General features: G+C 63.3%; 14 protein-coding genes and 1 pseudogene. 7 read left to right on the top strand and 8 right to left on the bottom strand.

Annotation, left to right across the window (positions count from 1 at the left end; translation table 11 throughout):
- The 3 genes from malQ to AC5ZG5_RS28505 all read left to right on the top strand — a co-directional run bounded on the left by malQ (position 1) and on the right by AC5ZG5_RS28505 (position 4851).
- Positions 1-1953 (top strand): 4-alpha-glucanotransferase, encoded by a 1953-nt coding sequence (gene malQ / locus AC5ZG5_RS28515; protein ID WP_456642058.1) that lies wholly within the window; start codon positions 1-3, stop codon positions 1951-1953.
- An 18-nt stretch (positions 1954-1971) separates the two neighbouring features.
- A complete protein-coding gene (locus AC5ZG5_RS28510; RefSeq protein WP_456642057.1) occupies positions 1972-3777 on the top strand; it encodes a glycoside hydrolase family 15 protein in 1806 nt (601 codons plus the stop codon).
- A 78-nt stretch (positions 3778-3855) separates the two neighbouring features.
- A complete protein-coding gene (locus tag AC5ZG5_RS28505) occupies positions 3856-4851 on the top strand; it encodes a L,D-transpeptidase (RefSeq protein ID WP_456642056.1) in 996 nt (331 codons plus the stop codon).
- A 22-nt stretch (positions 4852-4873) separates the two neighbouring features.
- Here the strand turns inward: AC5ZG5_RS28505 and AC5ZG5_RS28500 are convergent, their stop codons facing one another.
- From AC5ZG5_RS28500 to AC5ZG5_RS28465, 8 genes and pseudogenes are all read right to left on the bottom strand, one after another.
- Positions 4874-5686 carry an HAD family hydrolase gene (locus AC5ZG5_RS28500; protein ID WP_456642055.1) on the bottom strand — a complete coding sequence of 271 codons (813 nt, stop codon included), beginning with the start codon at positions 5684-5686 and terminating at the stop codon, positions 4874-4876.
- A gap of 4 nt (positions 5687-5690) precedes the next feature.
- A complete protein-coding gene (locus AC5ZG5_RS28495) occupies positions 5691-6167 on the bottom strand; it encodes a gluconokinase (protein WP_051397014.1) in 477 nt (158 codons plus the stop codon).
- A 28-nt stretch (positions 6168-6195) separates the two neighbouring features.
- Positions 6196-6939: a 6-phosphogluconolactonase gene (gene pgl, locus AC5ZG5_RS28490; protein ID WP_456642054.1), complete on the bottom strand. Its 744-nt coding sequence runs from the start codon at positions 6937-6939 to the stop codon at positions 6196-6198.
- A gap of 2 nt (positions 6940-6941) precedes the next feature.
- The gene (gene zwf, locus AC5ZG5_RS28485; protein ID WP_456642053.1) at positions 6942-8453 is read right to left on the bottom strand and encodes a glucose-6-phosphate dehydrogenase; all 1512 of its coding nucleotides are present in this window, start codon (positions 8451-8453) and stop codon (positions 6942-6944) included.
- A 10-nt stretch (positions 8454-8463) separates the two neighbouring features.
- A complete protein-coding gene (gnd, locus tag AC5ZG5_RS28480) occupies positions 8464-9456 on the bottom strand; it encodes a phosphogluconate dehydrogenase (NAD(+)-dependent, decarboxylating) (protein ID WP_028166575.1) in 993 nt (330 codons plus the stop codon).
- A gap of 65 nt (positions 9457-9521) precedes the next feature.
- Positions 9522-12368, bottom strand: a complete 2847-nt coding sequence (locus AC5ZG5_RS28475; protein WP_456642052.1) for a bifunctional transaldolase/phosoglucose isomerase — start codon at positions 12366-12368, stop codon at positions 9522-9524.
- A gap of 211 nt (positions 12369-12579) precedes the next feature.
- Positions 12580-13025: pseudogene (locus tag AC5ZG5_RS28470) on the bottom strand (DsrE family protein).
- A 60-nt stretch (positions 13026-13085) separates the two neighbouring features.
- Positions 13086-13706: a hypothetical protein gene (locus AC5ZG5_RS28465; protein ID WP_456642051.1), complete on the bottom strand. Its 621-nt coding sequence runs from the start codon at positions 13704-13706 to the stop codon at positions 13086-13088.
- Between the two features lie 485 nt (positions 13707-14191).
- On the opposite strand from AC5ZG5_RS28465, the gene AC5ZG5_RS28460 reads away from it, so the two are divergent.
- The 4 genes from AC5ZG5_RS28460 to AC5ZG5_RS28445 all read left to right on the top strand — a co-directional run bounded on the left by AC5ZG5_RS28460 (position 14192) and on the right by AC5ZG5_RS28445 (position 20373).
- A complete protein-coding gene (locus tag AC5ZG5_RS28460) occupies positions 14192-16135 on the top strand; it encodes a PrkA family serine protein kinase (RefSeq protein WP_028166580.1) in 1944 nt (647 codons plus the stop codon).
- Between the two features lie 19 nt (positions 16136-16154).
- Entirely contained in the window at positions 16155-17426 is a 1272-nt protein-coding gene (locus tag AC5ZG5_RS28455) for a YeaH/YhbH family protein (protein ID WP_456642192.1), read from the top strand.
- Positions 17423-18967, top strand: coding sequence for a SpoVR family protein (locus AC5ZG5_RS28450; RefSeq protein WP_028166582.1), 1545 nt, complete (start codon positions 17423-17425; stop codon positions 18965-18967). Before AC5ZG5_RS28455 ends, AC5ZG5_RS28450 begins: the two co-directional genes overlap by 4 nt.
- Before the next feature lie 215 nt (positions 18968-19182).
- Complete coding sequence (locus tag AC5ZG5_RS28445; RefSeq protein WP_456642050.1) at positions 19183-20373, top strand: ABC transporter substrate-binding protein; 1191 nt, start codon at positions 19183-19185, stop codon at positions 20371-20373.
- The last annotated feature ends 130 nt before the right edge of the window (positions 20374-20503 follow it).

The following is a 20503-nucleotide window of genomic DNA, read 5'->3' as shown; positions in this document are numbered from 1 at the left end:
ATGGACCCCTACGCCAAAGCCAGAGACCTTGGAATTACGACCGAATATATCGACGGTCAGGGCCACCGCCGTGTGACAGACGCGGCTGCGTTGAAAACGATCCTCGACGCCTTGCCGCCGCGCGAGCCACGCCGGTGGATCGATCAGCCGGTTGTCGTGCGGCGCGGCCGCCCGGCGCCCTCGGAGCTTTCGATCGACGCCAAGTTGCCGGTCGGATGGACGATTTCGGCTGGTGGCAAAATGATGGCGAAGGGTGAGGCGGGCGACCAGACGATATCCTGGCCGCAGGATTTGCCGGTCGGGGTGTACCAGCTCCGCCTGAACGATGCTGCCGGATCGACCGAAGAGCTGCCGCTGATTGTCGCACCGGAACGTGCCTTTGGCGGCGATTTTGACCGCTGCTGGCTGCTTGCGGTTCAGCTCTACAGCGTGCGTTCCGCGCGCAATTGGGGCATGGGCGATTTCACCGATCTGCGGGGCTTGATCGAACTCGCCCATCAATTGGGTGCCGGTGGTGTCGGACTTAACCCGCTGCATGCGCTGTTCGATGACCGTCCCGGTGATTGTAGCCCCTATTCGCCGAACAGCCGGCTGTTCCTCAACGCGCTCTATATCGACGTCGAGAAGCTGCCGGAATTCCGCGTCGATCCCAGCGCGAAGGACAAGCTCGCGCAACTGCGCGCCGGGGACATCGTCGACTATCGTGCGGTTGCGGCGTCAAAATGGCAGGCGCTGCGCTCCGCGTTTGCGAGCTTCAAGGCGAGCCCGACGCTCGAGCGCCGTCAGGACTTCGAACGCTTCAGGAGCGAGCGCGGGCCTCTCTTGTCGCGCTTCGCGTGTTTCGAGGTGTTGCGGAAAAAGTTCAACCAGCCCTGGTGGGAATGGCCCGAAGAATGGCGGCGGCCGGACGACGGCAAGTGCAGCCGTCTGCGCAAGGGCGCCGATTTCGGCGAGATCGAATTCGTCGAGTTCGTGCAATGGAACGCTGACCGGCAGCTTGCGGCATGCAAGGCGCTGGCGCACCAGCTCGGCATGAAGGTTGGGCTTTATCTCGATGTCGCCGTCGGCGTGCAGTCCGACGGCTTCGATGCCTGGAACGAGCAGGGAGCGATCTCGCGCCTGCTCGGCGTCGGCGCGCCGCCCGACCCGCTCAACACCGCCGGGCAGGATTGGGGTCTTGCCGGCTTCAACGCCGCCGGCCTCGAAATGCGCTCCTTCGAGCCGTATCGGGAGATGCTGCGCGCCTCGATGCGCCATGCCGGCGCAATCCGGCTCGACCATGTGCTCGGCTTGAAGCGGCTTTATCTGGTGCCGCAGGGCTTTGGCCCCGAGAACGGCGCCTATGTGCAGATGCCGTTCGAGGCGATGCTGGCCGCAACCGCGCAGGAGAGCGTGGCGCATCGTTGCGTCGTGATCGGCGAGGATCTCGGCACCGTGCCGGACGGTTTTCGTGAGCAGATGAACGACTGGGGCATCTGGTCCTATCTCGTGATGATGTTCGAGCGCGACGCTACCGGGGCGTTTCGCGGCACCGACCGTTACGCCGCCAATGCGCTCGTCACCTTCAACACTCATGATCTTGCGACCTATGCCGGCTGGCGCTCGTTCAGCGATTTGAAGCTGAAGCGTTCGCTCGGCATCGATCCGGGCGAAAGCGACCAGGCGCGCTGGCATGCGCTGGGCATGCTGGACGAGGTGCTGCGCCAGAATGGCATCGACCGCCATGATCTTTATTCGGTCGCTACTTTCCTCTCCCGGACCAGGTCCCGCCTGCTGACGATCTCGCTGGAGGACCTGCTCGGCCTGGTCGATCAGCCGAACATCCCCGGCACCGTCGACGAACATCCGAACTGGCGGCGGCGGCTGCCGGTGTCGATCGAGCACATCGCCTCCGCCATCGATGTCGAAGCACTGAGGAACGCCACTCGCGAGCGGTCGTCCGCACCAGCTTAAAGAGGAGCAGTCGCCACCGTGTCTTGCAGGATCGAGGATTACGGACTGATCGGCGATTGCGAGACGGCGGCGCTTGTCGGCCGCGACGGATCGATCGACTGGCTGTGCTGGCCCGCCTTCGATTGCGATGCCTGTTTCGCGGCGCTGCTCGGCAACAACAGGCATGGCCGCTGGTTGATCGCGCCAGCTGGGACCATCATCAAGACCTCCCGCCGTTACCGCGACAACACGCTGATCCTGGAGACGCGGTTCGAGACCGAAAGCGGCGTCGTCGAGCTGATCGATTTCATGCCGCCGCGCGGCAATGCTTCCGACATCGTGCGGCTGGTGCGCGGCGTGAAGGGTAGCGTCAAGCTGCGGATGGAGTTGATCATCCGATTCGGCTTGGGTGCTGATATTCCCTGGGTCAAGAAGAGCGAGGACGGGTCGGCGCTGCTGGCGATCGCCGGGCAGGACATGATCGTGCTCCGCTCGCCGGTCGAGACCCGCGGCCATAACATGACCACGGTGGCCGAATTCACGGTCGGCGAAGGCGAGAGCTTGCCTTTCGTGATGACCTATGGACCCTCGCATCTGCCGGTTCCCGGGCCGATCGATCCCGCCCAAGCCTTGCAGGACACCGAAGCGTTCTGGACCGAATGGTCGAGCCGCTGCACCTATGAGGGGTTTGGTCGCAACCTCGTGCTGCGCTCGCTGATCACGCTGAAGGCGCTGACCTTCGCGCCGACCGGCGGCATCGTCGCGGCGCCCACGACCTCGCTGCCGGAAAAACTCGGCGGCCAGCGTAACTGGGACTACCGCTACTGCTGGCTGCGGGATGCGACCTTCACGCTGCTGGCGCTGATGAACTCGGGCTACACCGAGGAAGCGCTGGCCTGGCACAATTGGTTGTTGCGCGCGGCCGCGGGGACGCCGGCCAACATGCAGATCATGTACGGCATCATGGGCCAGCGGCGGCTTCTGGAGTGGGAAGCGGTCTGGCTGCCCGGCTATGAGGGCGCGCAGCCGGTGCGCATCGGCAACGCCGCGCATGCGCAACTGCAGCTCGACGTCTACGGCGAATTGATCGACGCCTTCCACCAGGCGCGCGTCGCGAAGTTGCAGCTCGACGATGCGAGCTGGTCGCTGGAATGCGCTGTGCTCGAACACCTTGCGGAAGAATGGGACCGGCCGGACCACGGAATCTGGGAGCGTCGTGGCGCGGGCAAGCACTATGTCTTTTCGAAGGTGATGACCTGGGTCGCTTTCGACCGCGGCATCAAGAGCGCGCAGAAATTTGGCCTCAAGGCGCCGCTCAACAAATGGCTGGTGCTGCGCGAGACCATCCACCGCGATGTTTGCGCCAAGGGGTTTGATCGCAAGCTCAACTCGTTCGTCGAATCCTACGGCTCCAAGCTGCTTGATGCCAGCATCCTGCTGCTGCCGGCGGTGGGATTCCTGCCGCCGACCGATTCACGGATCCGCGGTACGCTGGCCGCGACCGAGCAATACCTGATGCGCAATGGCTTCGTGATGCGGCACGATCCGCGCGAAGTCTCCGAAGAGAAGCAGCCGATCGAAGGCGCCTTCCTCGCCTGCACGCTTTGGCTTGCCGATGCCTATGTGCTCGCGGGCGAGGTCGGGAAGGCGCAAACGCTGTTCGATCGCGTGATCGCGCTTGCCAATGACCTCGGCCTGCTCGCCGAAGAGTACGACGCCATCGCCGGCCGCCAGACCGGTAATTTCCCGCAGGCGCTGACTCATATCGCGCTGATCAACACCGCGCACAATCTCAGCGACGCCAAGCGGGCGGCCGAGAAGCCGGCCGTGCAGCGGTCGAAATAGGCTGCCGCCCGGACCCGCGCGAAGGAACCGGCGGGGTCAACGATCATTGTCTGAAAATATCTGGTTGGAGGATCGGCAATGGCTCGCCTGTTCGCCGCAGCGCTGGTTGCATGTCTGATGTCGGGGCAGGCATTCGCTGCCGGTCTTGATGCCGCGGCGATCAACAAGGCCGGGTACCGGGCTCGCCCCGCGTCCGAGGAAAAGGCCGACGCGACAATCATCAAGGCCCAGGTGCTGCTCGAGCGCGCGCTGTTCTCGCCCGGAGAGATCGACGGCAAGTTTGCCGAGAATACGCGCAAGGCGCTACAGGCGTTCGCGGAAGCCAAGGGCCTGTCCTTTCAGAAGACGCTCACGCCGGAGATCTGGGCAAAGCTGAACGAGACTGCCCAAGGCGACATCATCACGAGCTACACGATCTCCGAAAAGGATGTGAAAGGACCGTTTATCAGGAGGATTCCCGCCAAGTTGGAGGCGATGAAATCGCTGTCGGCGCTCGGCTACAAGAGCGCGCGCGAGGCGCTTGCGGAGAAATTCCACATGAGCGAGGGGCTGCTGGCCCAGCTCAACCCCGGCAAGAAGTTCGACCGCGCCGGCGAGACCATTCTTGTCGTCAACGGTCGCGATCCCCAGCTGAAGCTCAACGTGGCGCGGATCGAAGTCGACAAGTCGCGGCAGACCGTCAAGGCCTTCGACGGCGGCGGCGCGTTGGTCGCCTTCTTTCCGGCAACTGTCGGCAGCGAGGACAAGCCGACGCCGAGCGGCACGCTCAAGGTGATCTCGTCCGACGCCAATCCCTTCTACCGCTACAACCCGGCCTACAAGTTCAAGGGCGTGCACGCCAAGCGGCCGTTCGTCATCAAGCCCGGCCCGAACAATCCGGTCGGGCTATACTGGATCGGGCTTTCAGGGGAGGGTTACGGTATCCATGGTTCGCCTGAACCATCGAAGATCAGCAAATCGGAATCCCATGGCTGCGTCCGTCTGACCAACTGGGACGCAACGCTGCTTGGCACGAGCGTCAAGAAAGAAACGCCGGTGGATTTTGTCGAGGGCGCGGGGAGCAAGGAGAGCTGACGGGACGGCGGTGCATTCGCCGTCACGCGGTCTCGTTATAGTTCAGCACCATCTCGATCGCCTTGGCGAAGCCGTCATGCTCGTTGCTGTCGGTGACGAACTTGGCGTGGCTCTTGACCTCATCGGTTGCGTTGCCCATGGCAAACTGAACGCCGCTCCTTGCAAACATCGGCAAGTCGTTGCGCATGTCGCCGATGGTTGCCACCGCCTCGGTCGGAATGCCCAATCGTTTTGCCATCGCCTCGACAAAGGTGCCCTTGTCGTGGCCGGGCGGGGTGACGTCGAGATAATAGGTTTGCGAGCGGACGGCGGTCGCCTCGGTGCCGACGGCCTCTTGCATCGCGCTTTCGCAGCGCGCGAGCAGCGGGGCGTCGGAAGAGGCGCCGACGATCTTGCAGGCCTGGTCGAGATAGGGCGCGAAATCCGTAACGATGGTCGCCTCGTGCCTGATGGTGTGCCGCTCGTGCGCGACATATTCGCCGTCGAGATTGGCCGTCAGCCAGCGGTCGTTGGTGAACAGCCAGATGTCGACGCCGAATTCGCGGAGCAGATCGATGGCCCGCCGCGCGGTCGCGGGCGGGATCAGGTGCTGCTCGATCGGCTTGAGCTCTGGATCGATGATCGAGCTGCCGTTGAAGGCGCCGACCGGCAGCGTGATCGCCAGCGGCTCGATCAAAAATCCCATGCCGATCGAGGGGCGGCTGGAGACGATGGTGAAGCCGATGCCGGCCGCATGCAGTTTTTGCGCGGCTGCGCGGGCGGCGGCCGTCAAAACCTTGTCCTTGGTCAATAGCGTACCGTCGACGTCGGAAACGAGCAGGGCGATGCGGGTCATGGGGCTACTTCATTTGGCGGATGATGGCGTCGACGATGGTCTCGATCGTCGCGTCGATCGAGACGGTGATCGGGTGTTCGCTCAGGGCCGGCGGCTCCAGGGTCTGGAACTGGCTGGCGAGGAGGCCCGGCGGCATGAAATGGCCCTTGCGATGGGCGAGCCGGCTCGCGATTAGCGCCTCGGTGCCGTCGAGGAAGACGATGCCGACGTCACTGCGTCCATGCAGCAGGATGTCGCGGTAGGCGCGCTTCAGCGCCGAGCAGGCGACCACCAGGCGCTCGCCAGCCTTGCAGACACGGTCGATCTCATCGGCGATTGCCTGCAGCCAGGGGCGGCGATCGTCATCGGTGAGCGGCTGGCCTGCGCTCATTTTCGCGACATTGCTTGCGGGGTGAAAGCGATCACCGTCCTCGAAACGCCAGCCGAGCCGCCCCGCGAGCGTCTCGCCGATCGTGCTCTTGCCTGAGCCGGAGACGCCCATCACGACGAGGGCGCAGAGGGTTGCCGGATCAGCCACTAAAATTCTCCGGCCGCGCCGCCTCGTCGATCAACCAGACCGTCTCGCCGATCGATTGCGTGCGGTTCGCCGGCAGGTTCTCGCCGGCGAAGACGCGGGTCAGGATTGCGCGCTTCTCCTTGCCTGCGGCCTCGAACAGCATTTCGCGGCAGCAAGCCAGCGTCGGCAGGGTCAGGCTGACGCGCGGCACGAACGGTTCGACATTGGCCTTGGGCACGCCGACCGCCCAACGGTCGATCACCTCGATCGCGGGGTAGTTCGGAAACAGCGAGGCGGCGTGTCCATCCGGCCCGACACCCATCAGCACCAGATCGAACAGCGGATGGGCGGCGTCCAGATCTTCCGCGCCGTAGAACGATTGCAGCTCGCGCGCATAGCGCTCCGCCGCTTCATCGGGGCTGGCGGCATAGGTCGGGATCGGATGGATGTGGGGGGCGGGCGCGTAGCGATCCAGGAATGTCGCGCGCGCCATCGCCATGTTGTTCCTGGGATCGCCAGCCGGCACGAAGCGCTCGTCGCCGATGAACCAGTGCACGCGGTCCCACGGGATCCTGGCGCGGTAGGGCTCGGTCGCGAGCAATTGGTAAAGCGCTTTCGGGCTCGATCCGCCGGTCAGGCAGATCGCGATCCGGCCGCTGTTCGCGGCAATCCGCGCCAGCACCCGCTCAGCGGCGGCCTTCGCCAGCGCCGCGGGATCGGCGACGGTGATGATCTGGCGGCGACCGACGGCGGTCATGGTCAGCTCAGCTTTCGCCAGCTACGGCCGTCGCGGGTCAGAAGCGCGTTGGCCGCCTCAGGCCCCTCGCAGCCGGCCTTGTAGGGCTGCAGGCCGGCGCCGCCAGCCTTCTTCCAGGCATCGAGGAAGGGTTGCACGGCCTGCCAGCCGGCCTCGACGCTGTCGGCACGCTGGAACAGGATGTTGTCGCCGATCATGCAGTCATAGATCAGCGTCTCATAGCCGGTGGACGGCTCGGCCTTGAAGTAGTCCTTGTAGCGGAACTTCATCTCGACGCCGTCGATGTCGATGGTCGGGCCGGGAACCTTGGTGTTGAACTGCAGCTCGATGCCCTCGGTCGGCTCGGTCGAGATCACGAGGTAGTTCTGCGAGAGCTGGTCGATCGGCGTGTCGCGGAACATCGCGAACGGCGCCTGCTTGAACTTGATGGCGATCTCGGTGCGCTTGGCGGCCAAGGCCTTGCCGGTGCGCAGATAGAACGGCACGCCGGCCCAGCGCCAATTGTCGATGATCAGCTTGAGCGCGGCATAGGTCTCGGTGGCGCTGCCGGGCTTGACGTCCGTGGTCTTGCAATAGTCCTCGATCACGGTGTCGCCGATCTTGCCGCCGCGATACTGCCCCCGCACCGAATTGTGCAGCGCTTCCTGTTCGCTCTGGATCTGGATCGCGGCCAGCACATTGGCCTTCTCGGTGCGCACCGAATGCGCGTCAAAGCGGATCGGCGGCTCCATTGCCACCAGCGACATCAATTGGAACAGATGGTTCGGCACCATGTCGCGCAGCGCGCCGGTCGAGTCATAGAAGCTGCCGCGATGGCCGACACCGAGCTTCTCATCGACGGTGATCTGGATGTGGTCGATATGATTGCGATTCCAGATCGGCTCGAACATGCCGTTGGCAAAGCGCAGCACCAGGATGTTCTGGACGGTTTCCTTGCCGAGATAATGATCGATCCGGTAGATCTGATGCTCGTCGACCAGCTTCAGCAACTCGGCATTCAAGTGCCTTGCCGAGTCAAGGTCCGTACCGAACGGCTTCTCGATCACGATCCGCCGCCAATAGCCGTTTTCGGCCAGCATGCCAGTGCGGGCTAATTGCTTGGTGATCGGCAGGAAGGCGCCCGGCGGAGTGGCCAAATAGAACAGCCGGTTACCGCCGGTGCCGCGCGCCGCTTCCCGTTCCTTGAGTTCGCTCGCCATCCTGTCGAAGGAGGCGGGATCCTTCGGGTCGGCTTCGACCGCGGTCACGCATTCGAACAGGCGTTTGGCGACGGTCTCATCGACCGGACGGGTCGCGAACTGGCGCAATCCCTTCATCAGGCTCGCGTTCAATTCCTCGTTCGACATGCCGCCGCGGGCGACGCCGACGATGCAGAATCTGTCGGGCAATAGATTGGTCGCTGCGAGATTATAGAGGGCAGGGATCACCAGTCGGTGCGCGAGGTCGCCTGTGACGCCGAAGATGATGAAGGAGCAAGGGTCGGGTTTCTTTTGCGCGTGACCGTTCGTCATCATTGGGCCTTCCCTAGCTCTTCTTGGCGCTTTGCGGCGGCTCCCGGTGGCCGCCGAAACCGGCGCGCATGGCGGAGAGGATCTTCTCGGCGAAGGTGTGGTCCTTGCGCGAGCGGAAGCGGGCAAACAGCGCCGCCGTCAGCACTTCCGCGGGCACCGCCTCGTCGATCGCGGCGTTGACGGTCCAGCGGCCTTCGCCGGAATCCTCGACGAAGCCGGAATAATTATCGAGGGTGGCGTTCTCGGCGAGCGCGATGGCGGTGAGATCGAGCAGCCAGGACGGGATCACGCTGCCGCGGCGCCAGACCTCGGCGATATCGGCGATCTCGAGATCGAAGCGGTGATCCGGCGGGAGCGCCTCGCTGCTCGCATTCTTGAGGATGTCGAAGCCCTCGGCATAGGCCTGCATCAGGCCGTATTCGATGCCGTTATGGATCATCTTGACGAAATGCCCGGCGCCGACCGGGCCGGCATGGATGTAGCCCTGCTCGATACGGGGATCGCGGCCCTCGCGGTGCGGCGTGCGCGGAATGTCGCCGAGGCCGGGCGCGAGTGCGCTGAAGATCGGGTCGAGCCGGTCGACGACGGATTTCTCGCCGCCGATCATCATGCAGTAGCCGCGCTCGATGCCCCAGATGCCGCCGGAGGTGCCGACGTCGACGTAATTCAGGCCGCGTTCCTTCAGCGCCTTGCCGCGGCGGACGTCGTCCTGCCAGAACGTGTTGCCGCCGTCGATGATGGTGTCGCCCGGCTGCATCAGCTTGGACAGCGCCTCGATCGTCGCCTCGGTGATCTTGCCGGCCGGCAGCATCACCCAGGCGGTGCGTGGCTGCTCCAGCTTGAGCACGAATTCCTCCAGCGAGGCGGAGCCTAAGGCATCGTCGGCGGCAAGCGCGGCGACCGCCTTCGGATCCTTGTCGTAGACCACGGCGGTATGGCCATGGGCCATCAGCCGGCGGACGATGTTGCCACCCATCCGCCCCAAGCCGATCATGCCGAGCTGCATGTTGTCATGTCCTTGACTGTTGCGCGTGATCCGAGAACCGGTGTCCGGTTTTTCGGGACCATGCTCTAGTTGAGGGCTTCGTTAAGTGCGGCGTCCAGCGTGGCTAGCGCCGGGCCGAGTCCGCCCTTGAGATGGACGCGCAGCGCGCGCCGGCCGCGTTCGGTCAAGACGTCGAAATCGCCGCGCGCCTGCGCTGCCTTGATGACGCCGAAGCTCGCCTTCTGGCCTGGCACCGGCAGGTCCGCGGCATCATCGGCGGTGATCTGCAGGAACACGCCGCTGTCGGGGCCGCCCTTGTAGGCTTGGCCGGTCGAGTGCAGGAAGCGCGGACCGAACTCGGCGCAGGTGGCAAGATGCCTGCTGTCACGCACGGCAAGCCGCATTTTTTGCAGCGCGTCGATGAACGCTTTGTCGCGTTCGATATAGGCGAGCAGGGCGACATAGTCGCCGCGGTGCGAGCGCGACAAATGCGCCTTGAGCCATGAGCCGAGAGTGCCGTCGGCGCCGGCCTTGCGCAGCTCGGCGGCGTTGTGCTCGTCGGTGTAGAGGTCGGCCTCGGCGGTGGAGACCACCGGCTGTTCGGCTGGCAGCGATCCGGACTTCTCGAAGGCTGCGGTCAATTCGCGCGTCTTGATCTTGGCCGCCTCGACATCCGGCTGGTTGAACGGGTTGATGCCGAGCACCGAGCCTGCGACCGCCGTCGCGATCTCGAAGCGGAAGAACTCCTGGCCGATATGGTCGGTCGACGGCAGCACGATGCGGGCCACGGGATGGCCGGCCTGCTCCAGCGCGTCCAGCCGGGCGTCATGCTCGGCGTCGTCCTCGCCCTCGGTGCGGAGATCGATGAAGAAGCGGTCGTCGCCATAGGCAGCCGGCTCGGCCAGCGTCTCGCCGTCAATTGGGATCAGGCCCTTGCCGTCCTTGCCGGTGGATTCGGCGATCAACTGCTCGGCCCAGGCGCCGAAATCGGCAATCTTCCTGGACGAGGTGATCGTCACCTTGTCGCGGCCTTCGAGGCCGGCGAGCCCCATCGCGAGCCCGAGCTGCACGCCCGGGTTCTCGTGCGGCGGCACGTCGGCGCCGCAGGAGCGCACCATCGACAGCGTATGCTTGATCAGGCTGCGGACATTGATGCCGGCGGCTGCCGCCGGCACTAGGCCGAAGGGGGAAAGCACCGAGTAGCGGCCGCCGATCGTAGGCTCGCCATAGAAGATGCGGGCAAAACCCTGCCGCTTCGCCGTCTTCTCCAGCGACGAGCCGGGATCGGTCACTGCGATGAAGCGGTGGCCGGCCTTGGCGGCGCCGATCGTCTTGGAGACGCGGTCGAAGAAATAGTCCTTCATCACGTTCGGCTCGGTGGTGCCGCCGGATTTGCTGGAGACGATGAACAGCGTCTTCGAGATATCGACCGCCGCTTCCATCGCCCGCACCTGCGCCGGGTCGGTGGAATCGAGCACGTGCAGCTTGGGGAAGCCTGCCTTCTTGGCGAAGGTCTCCGCCAGCACCTCCGGCCCCAGGCTGGAGCCGCCCATGCCGAGCACGACCGCGTCGGTGAATTTCTGGCCCTTCACGCGCTCGGCGAAATCCTCGTAGTCGGCGATGTCGGCCTTCGCCGGGCTGGTCAGCCAGCCCAGCCATTTGTCCTCATCCTCGCCGGTCCAGACCGATTTGTCCTTTTGCCAGAGCCGGCGGACCTTGGCCGAGGCACGCCATTCCTCGGTATTCTCTTCGATGGCCTTGGCAAGCTCGCCGCCGACCTTGAGCTTCTGGCCGTCGATCCCGGTGCCGAGCGAGGTGGCGCGCTTGAACGCGACGGCGCCATAGAGCTTGTCGGCGGCATCGGCGAACAGCCTGACGCCGTCCTTGACCAGTTCGGCGGTGATCGCATCCAGCGAGATCCCGGATTTTTCCAGTTCATCGAGCACGCTCCGCGCGTCCTCGATGTTCTCCTCGAGGCTGTCGCGCACCTTGCCGTGGTCGCGGAAGGCGTCGAGCGTTGCCGGCGGCACGGTGTTGACCGTGTCGGGGCCGATCAGCTCCTCAACATAAAGAACGTCGCTGTAGTCCTTGTTCTTGGTGCCGGTCGAGGCCCACAAGAGCCGCTGTGGCTTGGCACCCTTTGCCATCAGTTTTTCCCAGCGCGGACCGGCGAAGATCCGCTTGTAATCCTGGTACGCCAGCTTGGCGTTGGCGATCGCGACCTTGCCCTTCAGCGACGCCAGCCGCTCCTTCTCGGTGGGATCGTTGGCCTTCGCGATTTTGTCGTCGAGCTGCTTGTCGACGGCGGTGTCGATGCGGCTGACGAAGAAGCTCGCCACGCTCGCAATATGCGAGGGGTCGCCGCCGCCGGCGACGTACTTCTCCAGGCCTTTCAGATAGGCCTCGGCGACCTCGAGATAGACCTTTTGCGAGAACAGGAGCGTGATGTTGATGCTGATGCCTTCGCCGATCAGGTGCTCGATCGCGGGCAGGCCTTCCGGCGTCGCCGGCACCTTCACCATCAGGTTCTTGCGCCGAACCTCCTTCCAGAGCCGCTGCGCTTCGGCGATGGTGCCCCTGGTGTCCATCGCCAGATAGGGCGACACTTCGAGGCTGACGAAGCCGTCCTTGCCGTCGAGCTGGTCATAGACCGGACGCAGCACGTCGGCGGCGTGCTGGATGTCCGTGATGGCGAGATGCTCGAACAGTTCGGCGACCGGGCGATCGCCCTTCTTCAGCGCATGGCCGATCGCCCCGTCATATTCGTCCGAGCTGCCGATCGCCTTCTCGAAGATCGAGGGGTTGGAGGTGACGCCTTTGACGCCGTCCTCGTCGATCAGGTGCTTGAGGTCGCCTTTGGCAACGAAGCCGCGGGCCAGGAAGTCCAGCCAAACCGATTGGCCGTGGTTTTCGAGTGTTTTGACGGGGTTCATGATGCCTGTTTCTGCTCGATCGGGTCGGTGGACGGGTTCCCCAGCAGCTTTCTGGGGCGAGACCGGATTGTCAACACGGGGCGGAAAGGGCTGCCAAAAATGAATATGCGCATCAAAAAGAGACAACTCCACCCTGACAGGTTCGATCCCTCGGATTTGATCCGATGCAACCGCGAACTCTGAACAATTTTATGACGGTGCAGTGCACTGTTCACGGCCTGAGATACAGGTAGCCCTGCGACTGCAGCTCGGCGAGGCGGACGACGCCGCCCTTGTCGGCGACCGCGAAGCCGGGGAGGAGCTCCTTCAGGCTGACATTCTGCGATTTCATGGCGTTGCCGCAGGCGGCAAGCTCCACGCCATCCCCGGAAATTGCTGAACGCGCCGCGACAGGTCGGGATTGGCGGAGGCTGCGTGGAACGCGCGCAGCGCCGGCCCGTGGACCACGAGGGCGATGGTCACATTCTCGGGTCCGACGACGCCGTCGAAATGGTTCTGGATGTTGCCGAGCACAAAGTCGACCTTTTCGAGGTCGCTCAGGTGATAGACTACCTTGAGGTTGGCGGGAGGAGATGCCTCGGTGGCGGCGCGGGCGCGTGAGCCGGCTAGGGCGCCTAAAGTCGTAAGCGCGCCGGCTAAGATGCTGCGGCGATGCATGGCACCCTCCCTCAATTGAGTTGGCTGGCCGACGAGCGTATTATCCACTTCGCGAGCGTATCATTTGTGCCTGATGGCGGCGAGTTCCCGGCGGTCGGTCACAAGCTCGGCACATTCTTCCGCGCCTGCGTGATCGACGCGAAAGAGCCTGTCGTCCGCGCCGGCGACGAGCGCGCCTTCGGCCTCATGGTCCGGCTTGTTGCGATTCCAAGTCCTGATCCGCTCAAGACGGATGATGGTGGACTTGTCGTCTTTCGACAATGCCACATTGATACCGCCACCTTCACAATCGACGCCGCAATCGAAACGGATTTCATTGCTCGCGTCCTCTGTGACAACATGGCCGCAAAAGCCGCTCGAGTCGAAATTGCCGGTGCGGTGACGGTACTTAATTCCAAGGCGGAAGGAGTGGCTGGTGGTTTTTTCCTCCCGCGCGTTCTCCGCCGCCACCAATAATTTCATCGCGCTCACTTTCTGCTTCGGACGTTGCGCCAGATGATTGGCGTCATAACCGCGCACGAAGCAGGCGTAGCTCTTTTCGGCGAGGGGGCCTGCGAATATCCTCTTGTCGAAAGCTGCGGTCTTGGCGCTGTCGACGCCATCTTCGGCGCGAGTGTGGCCAATTCCCGCGAGCATTGCGGCTGCTACAACAAGATGAACGGAGAATAAAATACGCTTCATGATCTGTTCAGCGAACGCAAGCGATCTATATGAAATGATACACGCCACCTCGATCGGCGCGGCAACGACGCAGCGTCACGATGTGCCGGCAGGTTTGGCTTAGTCGCGGCAGAAGCCGATGCGTTCAAACCTGTGGCAGTTCGTAGGCGTGAAGGAGCAGCGCGATGGCGGCCAAAAGGCGGTCAGAATGGCATTTGCGGATGGCAGGGAAGCCTGGTCTTTGTCGGTCCTCCGGCATGCATTCCGGTAGAATCACGGATGTGGCGGACCAGTTACATGGCCAAGAAAGTAAATGACAAATCGCGTTTTTGATGAACTATTAGGCTGGCTGCTTGTTGATAAGGCAGCAGCTGCTTGCGCCGCGCATTGCGGAAGAGAGGCTGGCGAGTGTCCAATAGGACCAGCATGTCGAGCATGATTCGAGGAACGTTTCGGCAAACCGGGTCGTTCTCGTAAGGCGGCGCAACATATCGTGGAGAGGGATCATGTACAACGATTCTCTGTTCAACGCTTTCGCTAGGTCGTTCGAGGCTCGAAGCCAGAGCGATATGTCGATGGCGGAATATCTCGAGTCGTGTCGAACTGATCCGATGCGATATGCGAATGCAGCAGAACGACTATTGGCCGCGATCGGCGAGCCGCAGATGATCGACACGGCCAAGGACCCTCGCCTTGGCCGTATCTTTATGAACCGCACGATGCGCACCTATCCGGCGTTCGCTGGCTTCTACGGCATGGAAGACACGATCGAGCGGCTCGTCGGCTTCTTCCGTCACGCCGCGCAAGGCTTGGAAGAGCGCAAGCAGATCCTCTATCTGCTCGGGCCGGTCGGCGGCGGCAAGTCATCGCTCGCCGAGCGGCTCAAGGCGTTGATGGAAGTGCATCCGATCTACGTGCTGAAGGCCGGCGACGAACTGAGCCCGGTGTTCGAAAGCCCGCTCAGCCTGTTCGATCCGGATCAGCTCGGGCCGATGCTGGAGGAGAAGTACGGCATTCCGCAGCGGCGCCTCACCGGGCTGATGAGCCCGTGGTGCTACAAGCGGCTCGAGGCCTTCGGCGGTGATATCTCGCAATTCCGCGTCGCCAAGATCCAGCCGTCGCGGCTGCGACAGATCGCGGTCGCCAAGACCGAACCCGGCGACGAGAACAACCAGGACATCTCCTCGCTGGTCGGCAAGGTCGATATCCGCAAGCTCGAGACCTACGCGCAGAACGATCCCGACGCGTACAGCTATTCGGGCGGACTCAATCGCGCCAACCAGGGCATCCTCGAATTCGTCGAGATGTTCAAGGCGCCGATCAAGATGCTGCACCCGTTGCTCACGGCGACGCAGGAAGGCAACTATATCGGCACCGAGAATATCGGCGCGATCCCGTTCGGCGGCATCATCCTCGCGCACTCCAACGAGGCGGAATGGCAGAGCTTCAAGGCCAACAAGAACAATGAGGCCTTCATCGACCGCATCTGCGTCATCAAGGTGCCTTACTGCCTGCGGGTCACCGAGGAGCAGAAGATCTACGAGAAGTTGATCCAGGGCTCCGAGCTTGCCAGCGCACCTTGCGCGCCGGCGACGCTGGAGACCTTGGCGCGCTTCTCGGTGATGTCGCGCCTGCGCAAGCACGAGAACTCGACGCTGTTCGCCAAGATGCGGGTCTATGACGGCGAGAGCCTGAAGGAATCCGATCCAAAGGCGCGCAGCGTCCTGGAATATCGCGATGCCGCCGGTGTTGACGAAGGCATGGACGGCGTCTCGACGCGCTTCGCGTTCAAGGTGCTCGCCGCCACCTTCAACCACGACACGACAGAGGTCGGGGCCGATGCCGTGCACCTGATGTATGTGCTCGAGCATTCGATCCGCCGCGAGCAGCTGCCCGAGGAGGTCGAGAAGCGCTATCTCGAATTCATCAAGGCCGATCTCGCCCCGCGTTACGCGGAGTTCATCGGCAACGAGATCCAGAAGGCCTATCTCGAATCCTATTCGGATTACGGCCAGAACCTGTTCGATCGCTACGTCGATTACGCCGACGCCTGGATTGAGGATCAGGACTTCAAGGATCCCGACACCGGCCAGTTGCTCAACCGCGAGCTTCTGAACCAGGAGCTGACCAAGATCGAGAAGCCCGCCGGCATCGCCAACCCGAAGGACTTCCGCAATGAGGTCGTCAAATTCTCGCTGCGGTCGCGGGCGCATAATGGCGGCAAGAACCCGAACTGGACCTCCTACGAGAAGGTTCGCGACGTGATCGAGAAGCGGATCTTCTCGCAAGTCGAGGATCTGCTGCCGGTGATCTCGTTCGGTTCGAAGAAGGACGGCGAGACCGAGAAGAAGCACGACGACTTCGTCGCGCGGATGGTGGAGCGTGGCTACACCGAGCGGCAGGTCCGCCGTCTCGTCGAATGGTATATGCGGGTGAAGCAGGCTGGCTGAGGCGGGATGCGAAGTGACGATGCACATTGTCGATCGGCGCCTGAATCCGGGCGGCAAGAGCCTTGAGAACCGACAGCGGTTCTTGAGGCGCGCAAAGGCCCTGGTTCAGGGAGCAGTCAAGAAGACGTCGCAGGACCGGGACATCAAGGATGTGCTGGAAGGCGGTGAGATCTCCATACCGCTCGACGGCATGGATGAGCCGCGCTTCCGCCGCGAGGGCGGCACCCGCGACATGGTGCTGCCCGGCAACAAGAAGTTCGTCGAAGGCGATATCCTGCCGCGTCCGAACCAGGGCGGTGGCCGCGGAACGGGGCCGGGCGAGGGCGACAGCGAGGACGCGTTCCGCTTCGTCCTGAGCCGCGACGAGTTCGTCAATTTGTTCCTCGACGACCTGGAATTGCCCGACCTCGCCAAGCGCAAGCTGGCGGAGGCGGAGAGCGAAGGCCTGCATCGCGCCGGCTACACCACCTCGGGCTCGCCCGCAAACATCTCCGTGAGCCGCACCGTCAAGCTCGCGCTGGCGCGTCGCGTCGCGCTGCGCCGGCCGCGGCCCGAACAGATCGCCGAGCTCGAGGCGGAGGCGGCGGAGGCCGAGGAGCCGCGACGCTCCGAACTGTTGGCGCAGATCGCGGCGCTGAAGGCCAAGGCCAAACGGATCCCGTTCATCGATCCCATCGATATCCGCTACCGCCGTTTCGAGACTGTGCCGAAGCCGGTGGCGCAAGCCGTGATGTTCTGCCTGATGGACGTGTCAGGCTCGATGTCGGAGCACATGAAGGACCTGGCGAAGCGGTTCTATATGCTGCTCTACGTGTTCCTGAAGCGGCGTTATCGCCACGTCGAGATCGTGTTCATCCGCCACACCGATCGCGCCGAAGAGGTGGACGAGGATACGTTCTTCCATGGCCCCGCTTCCGGCGGCACGCTGGTCTCGAGCGCGCTGCAGGCCATGCACGATATCGTACGCACCCGCTTTCGACCGGCTGACTGGAACATCTACGCCGCGCAAGCTTCGGACGGCGACAACATGACCTCGGACAGCCTCCTGACCGGACGGCTGCTCACCGAGCAGATCCTCCCGGTCACCCAGTTCTTTGCCTATCTCGAAGTCGGCGAGGCCGCAAACTACACCTTCGACATGCCGGACTCCTCGCTCTGGACCCTTTACGAGCGCCTGCGCAACGAGGGCGCGCCGCTCGCGATGCGCAAGGTGAGCGAGCGCAGCGAGATCTTCCCGGTGTTCCAGGACCTGTTCAAGCGTCGCGGCAAGCAGGAGAAGGCCACGCCATGACGAAGACAGGTGAGCGGCTGTTCGACGGCGCCGACTGGGATTTCCGCACGCTGCAGCGCGTCCACGATGCCTGCGAGGAGATCGCGAAATCGGAGCTCGGTCTCGACGTCTATCCCAACCAGATCGAGGTCATCACCGCCGAGCAGATGCTGGACGCCTATTCGTCGGTCGGCATGCCCCTGTTCTACAAACACTGGTCGTTCGGCAAACACTTCGCCTTTCAGGAAGCGTCCTACCGCAAAGGATATATGGGACTGGCGTACGAGATCGTGATCAACTCCTCGCCGTGCATTTCCTACCTGATGGAGGAAAACACCGCGACCATGCAGACGTTGGTGATCGCGCACGCAGCCTTCGGCCACAACCATTTCTTCAAGAACAACTACCTGTTCAAGCAATGGACCGACGCCGACGGCATCCTGGACTATCTCGAATTCGCCAAGGGCTATATCTCGCACTGCGAGGATCGCCACGGCCGGCGGGCGGTCGAGCATACGCTCGACGCCGCGCATGCCTTGATGTCGCACGGCATCGATCGCTATCCCGGCAAGAAGAAGCTCGACCTGCGCACCGAGGAGAAACGCGCCGGCGAGCGCCGCGCGCATGAGGAGAGCGCCTTCAACGATCTCTGGCGCACGGTCCCGACGGGACCCGCGAAGACCAGGGCTGCGCTGACCGCGGAGCGCCGCCGCATCCTGCTCGGGCTGCCGCAGGAAAACATCCTGTACTTCCTGGAGAAGACCGCGCCGCGGCTGCAACCCTGGCAGCGCGAAGTGCTGCGCATCGTTCGCCACATCGCGCAGTATTTCTATCCGCAGAGCCAGACCAAGGTAATGAACGAGGGCACCGCCACCTACACCCATTACCGCATCATGAACCGGCTGCACGAGCAGGACCGCATTTCCGACGGCAATTTCCTCGAATTCCTGCAGTCGCACACCAACGTCGTGTTCCAGCCGGAATTCGACGATCCCCGCTTCTCCGGCTTCAACCCCTATGCGCTCGGCTTTGCGATGATGCAGGACATCGAGCGGATCGTGACCGAGCCGGAGGACGAGGACCGCGAATGGTTTCCTGACATCGCGGGCAGGGGCGATGTCATGGGCGTGTTGCGCGAGGTCTGGGCCAACTACCGCGATGAGAGCTTCATCGGCCAATTCCTGAGCCCGCGGCTGGTACGGCGCCTGCGCCTGTTCCACCTGCATGACGATCCCGCGGAGACCGCTGGCATCCGCGTCGATGCCATCCATGACGAGCGCGGCTATCGCCGGGTGCGCCGCGAATTGGCGCGGCAATACGATGTCGGCTTCATCGATCCCAACATCGAGGTCGTCGATGTCGACCTTGAAGGCGATCGTCGGCTGATGCTGCGCCATACCGTCGTCAAGGGATCGCAACTGGTCGAAACCGATGCGCGTCGCGTGCTGCAGCACCTCGCCGACCTCTGGAGCTACGACGTGGTTCTCACCGAGGTCGACACTCACGACAAGGTGCTGAAGGAATATGTCGTGAGCCCGCGCATCCTGCCCGCAGTGGCGTAGCGGTCGAAGCCGTAGCCCGGGTGAAGCGTCAGCGTAACCCGGGACCTCTCGTAAATACAGATGCAGCCGTCCCCGGGTTACGCTCCGCTCCACCCGGGCTACGCAGCGATCGTGTGTCTCACGAATTGCCGGCACGCGGAATTCTTGCGCGATTGCCTCATCTGGCGCGATTGGTATGGTGCGCGCGGTCGAAAAAACCAAAAAGGAAATAGACCGTGACAACTCGCAAATGTCTGGCGGGCGCTCTCGCCTCCGCCGCGCTCTCGATGCTGACGATGTCAGCTTCGCTCAGTGCCGAAACCACCATCAAGCTTGGAAACACCGCGCCCTACAGCGGGCCCGCATCGGCCTACAGCACCATCGCGCGCGCGGAAGCCGCGTATTTTCAGATGTTGAACGACCAGGGCGGCATCAACGGCCGCAAGATCGAATTCGACAGCCTGGACGATGCCTATTCGCCGTCGAAGACGGTGGAGCAGACACGCAAGCTCGTCGAACAGGATGAGGTGCTTGCGCTGTTCAGTTCCGTCGGCACCGCGCCCAACATCGCCGTTCAGAAATACCTGAACATCAAGCGCGTGCCGCAGCTCTTCGTCTCGTCGGGCGCGACGCGGTGGAACGACCCGAAACAGTTCCCCTGGACCGTCGGCTTCAACCCGACCTACGAACTCGAAGGCAGGCTCTACGCCAAGTACATTCTGCGGACCAAGCCGGACGCCAAGATCGCCGTGATCACGCCGAACGAGGACGCCGGCAAGGATTATCTGAGGGGTTTCAAGGAAGGGCTCGGCGAGCATGTCGGCCAGATCGTATCCGAGACGACCTATCTGACCAGCGATCCGACCATCGATTCACAGATGGTGTCGATGCGCGAGTCCGGCGCAGACGTGTTCTTTGCCGAGGCGACACCGAAGTTCGCGGCGCAAGCGCTGCGCAAGGCCGCCGGCATGGGCTGGAAACCGCTGATCATCCTGCCGACCGTCTCCAATTCCGTATCCGCCGTGCTCGAACCTGCTGGTCTTGAGAACGCCGTCGGTGTTGTTACTGGCCTGTATCTGAAGGACCCGACTGATCCGCGCTGGGCCGACGATCCCGCGCAGCAGGAATTCTCGGCCTGGATGAAGAAGTATCAGCCGAATGCCAGCCCCGGCGATCTCTTCAATGTGCAGGGCTATACGGTTGCTGGCGTGATGGCTGCGGTGCTGAAGAACTGCAAGGACGATCTCAGCCGCGATAACATTATTAAGCAGGCCAGCAATCTCAACGGGCTCGAATTGCCGATGCTGCTGCCGGGCATCAAGGTGACGACCGAGCCGACCAATGTCACGCCGATCAGGCAAATCCAGATGGCGCGCTTCGACGGCAAGTCATGGGTCCTGTTCGGCGAGGTGCTCGGCGACAAGTGAGGGCGCGCAGGCTCCTTTCACCTCTCCCGCTTGCGGGAGAGGTCGGCGCATAGCGCCGGGTGAGGGCCCTCTCCACGTAATGACTCGTGGAGACACCCTCACCCCCGCCCTCTCCCGCAAGCGGGAGAGG

The organism is Bradyrhizobium sp. Ses1, from assembly GCF_059512365.1.
The sequence above is the reverse complement of the archived record's forward strand: the minus strand, read 5'-3'. Positions and strand labels throughout refer to the sequence as shown.

Coding starts and splice junctions, on each gene's coding strand:
- malQ (WP_456642058.1), top strand. CDS start 1: ATGGACCCCTACGCCAAAGCCAGAGACCTTGGAATTACGACCGAATAT.
- AC5ZG5_RS28505 (WP_456642056.1), top strand. CDS start 3,856: ATGGCTCGCCTGTTCGCCGCAGCGCTGGTTGCATGTCTGATGTCGGGG.
- AC5ZG5_RS28500 (WP_456642055.1), bottom strand. CDS start 5,686: ATGACCCGCATCGCCCTGCTCGTTTCCGACGTCGACGGTACGCTATTG.
- AC5ZG5_RS28495 (WP_051397014.1), bottom strand. CDS start 6,167: ATGGGCGTCTCCGGCTCAGGCAAGAGCACGATCGGCGAGACGCTCGCG.
- pgl (WP_456642054.1), bottom strand. CDS start 6,939: ATGACCGCCGTCGGTCGCCGCCAGATCATCACCGTCGCCGATCCCGCG.
- zwf (WP_456642053.1), bottom strand. CDS start 8,453: ATGATGACGAACGGTCACGCGCAAAAGAAACCCGACCCTTGCTCCTTC.
- gnd (WP_028166575.1), bottom strand. CDS start 9,456: ATGCAGCTCGGCATGATCGGCTTGGGGCGGATGGGTGGCAACATCGTC.
- AC5ZG5_RS28475 (WP_456642052.1), bottom strand. CDS start 12,368: ATGAACCCCGTCAAAACACTCGAAAACCACGGCCAATCGGTTTGGCTG.
- AC5ZG5_RS28465 (WP_456642051.1), bottom strand. CDS start 13,706: ATGAAGCGTATTTTATTCTCCGTTCATCTTGTTGTAGCAGCCGCAATG.
- AC5ZG5_RS28460 (WP_028166580.1), top strand. CDS start 14,192: ATGTACAACGATTCTCTGTTCAACGCTTTCGCTAGGTCGTTCGAGGCT.
- AC5ZG5_RS28455 (WP_456642192.1), top strand. CDS start 16,155: ATGCACATTGTCGATCGGCGCCTGAATCCGGGCGGCAAGAGCCTTGAG.
- AC5ZG5_RS28450 (WP_028166582.1), top strand. CDS start 17,423: ATGACGAAGACAGGTGAGCGGCTGTTCGACGGCGCCGACTGGGATTTC.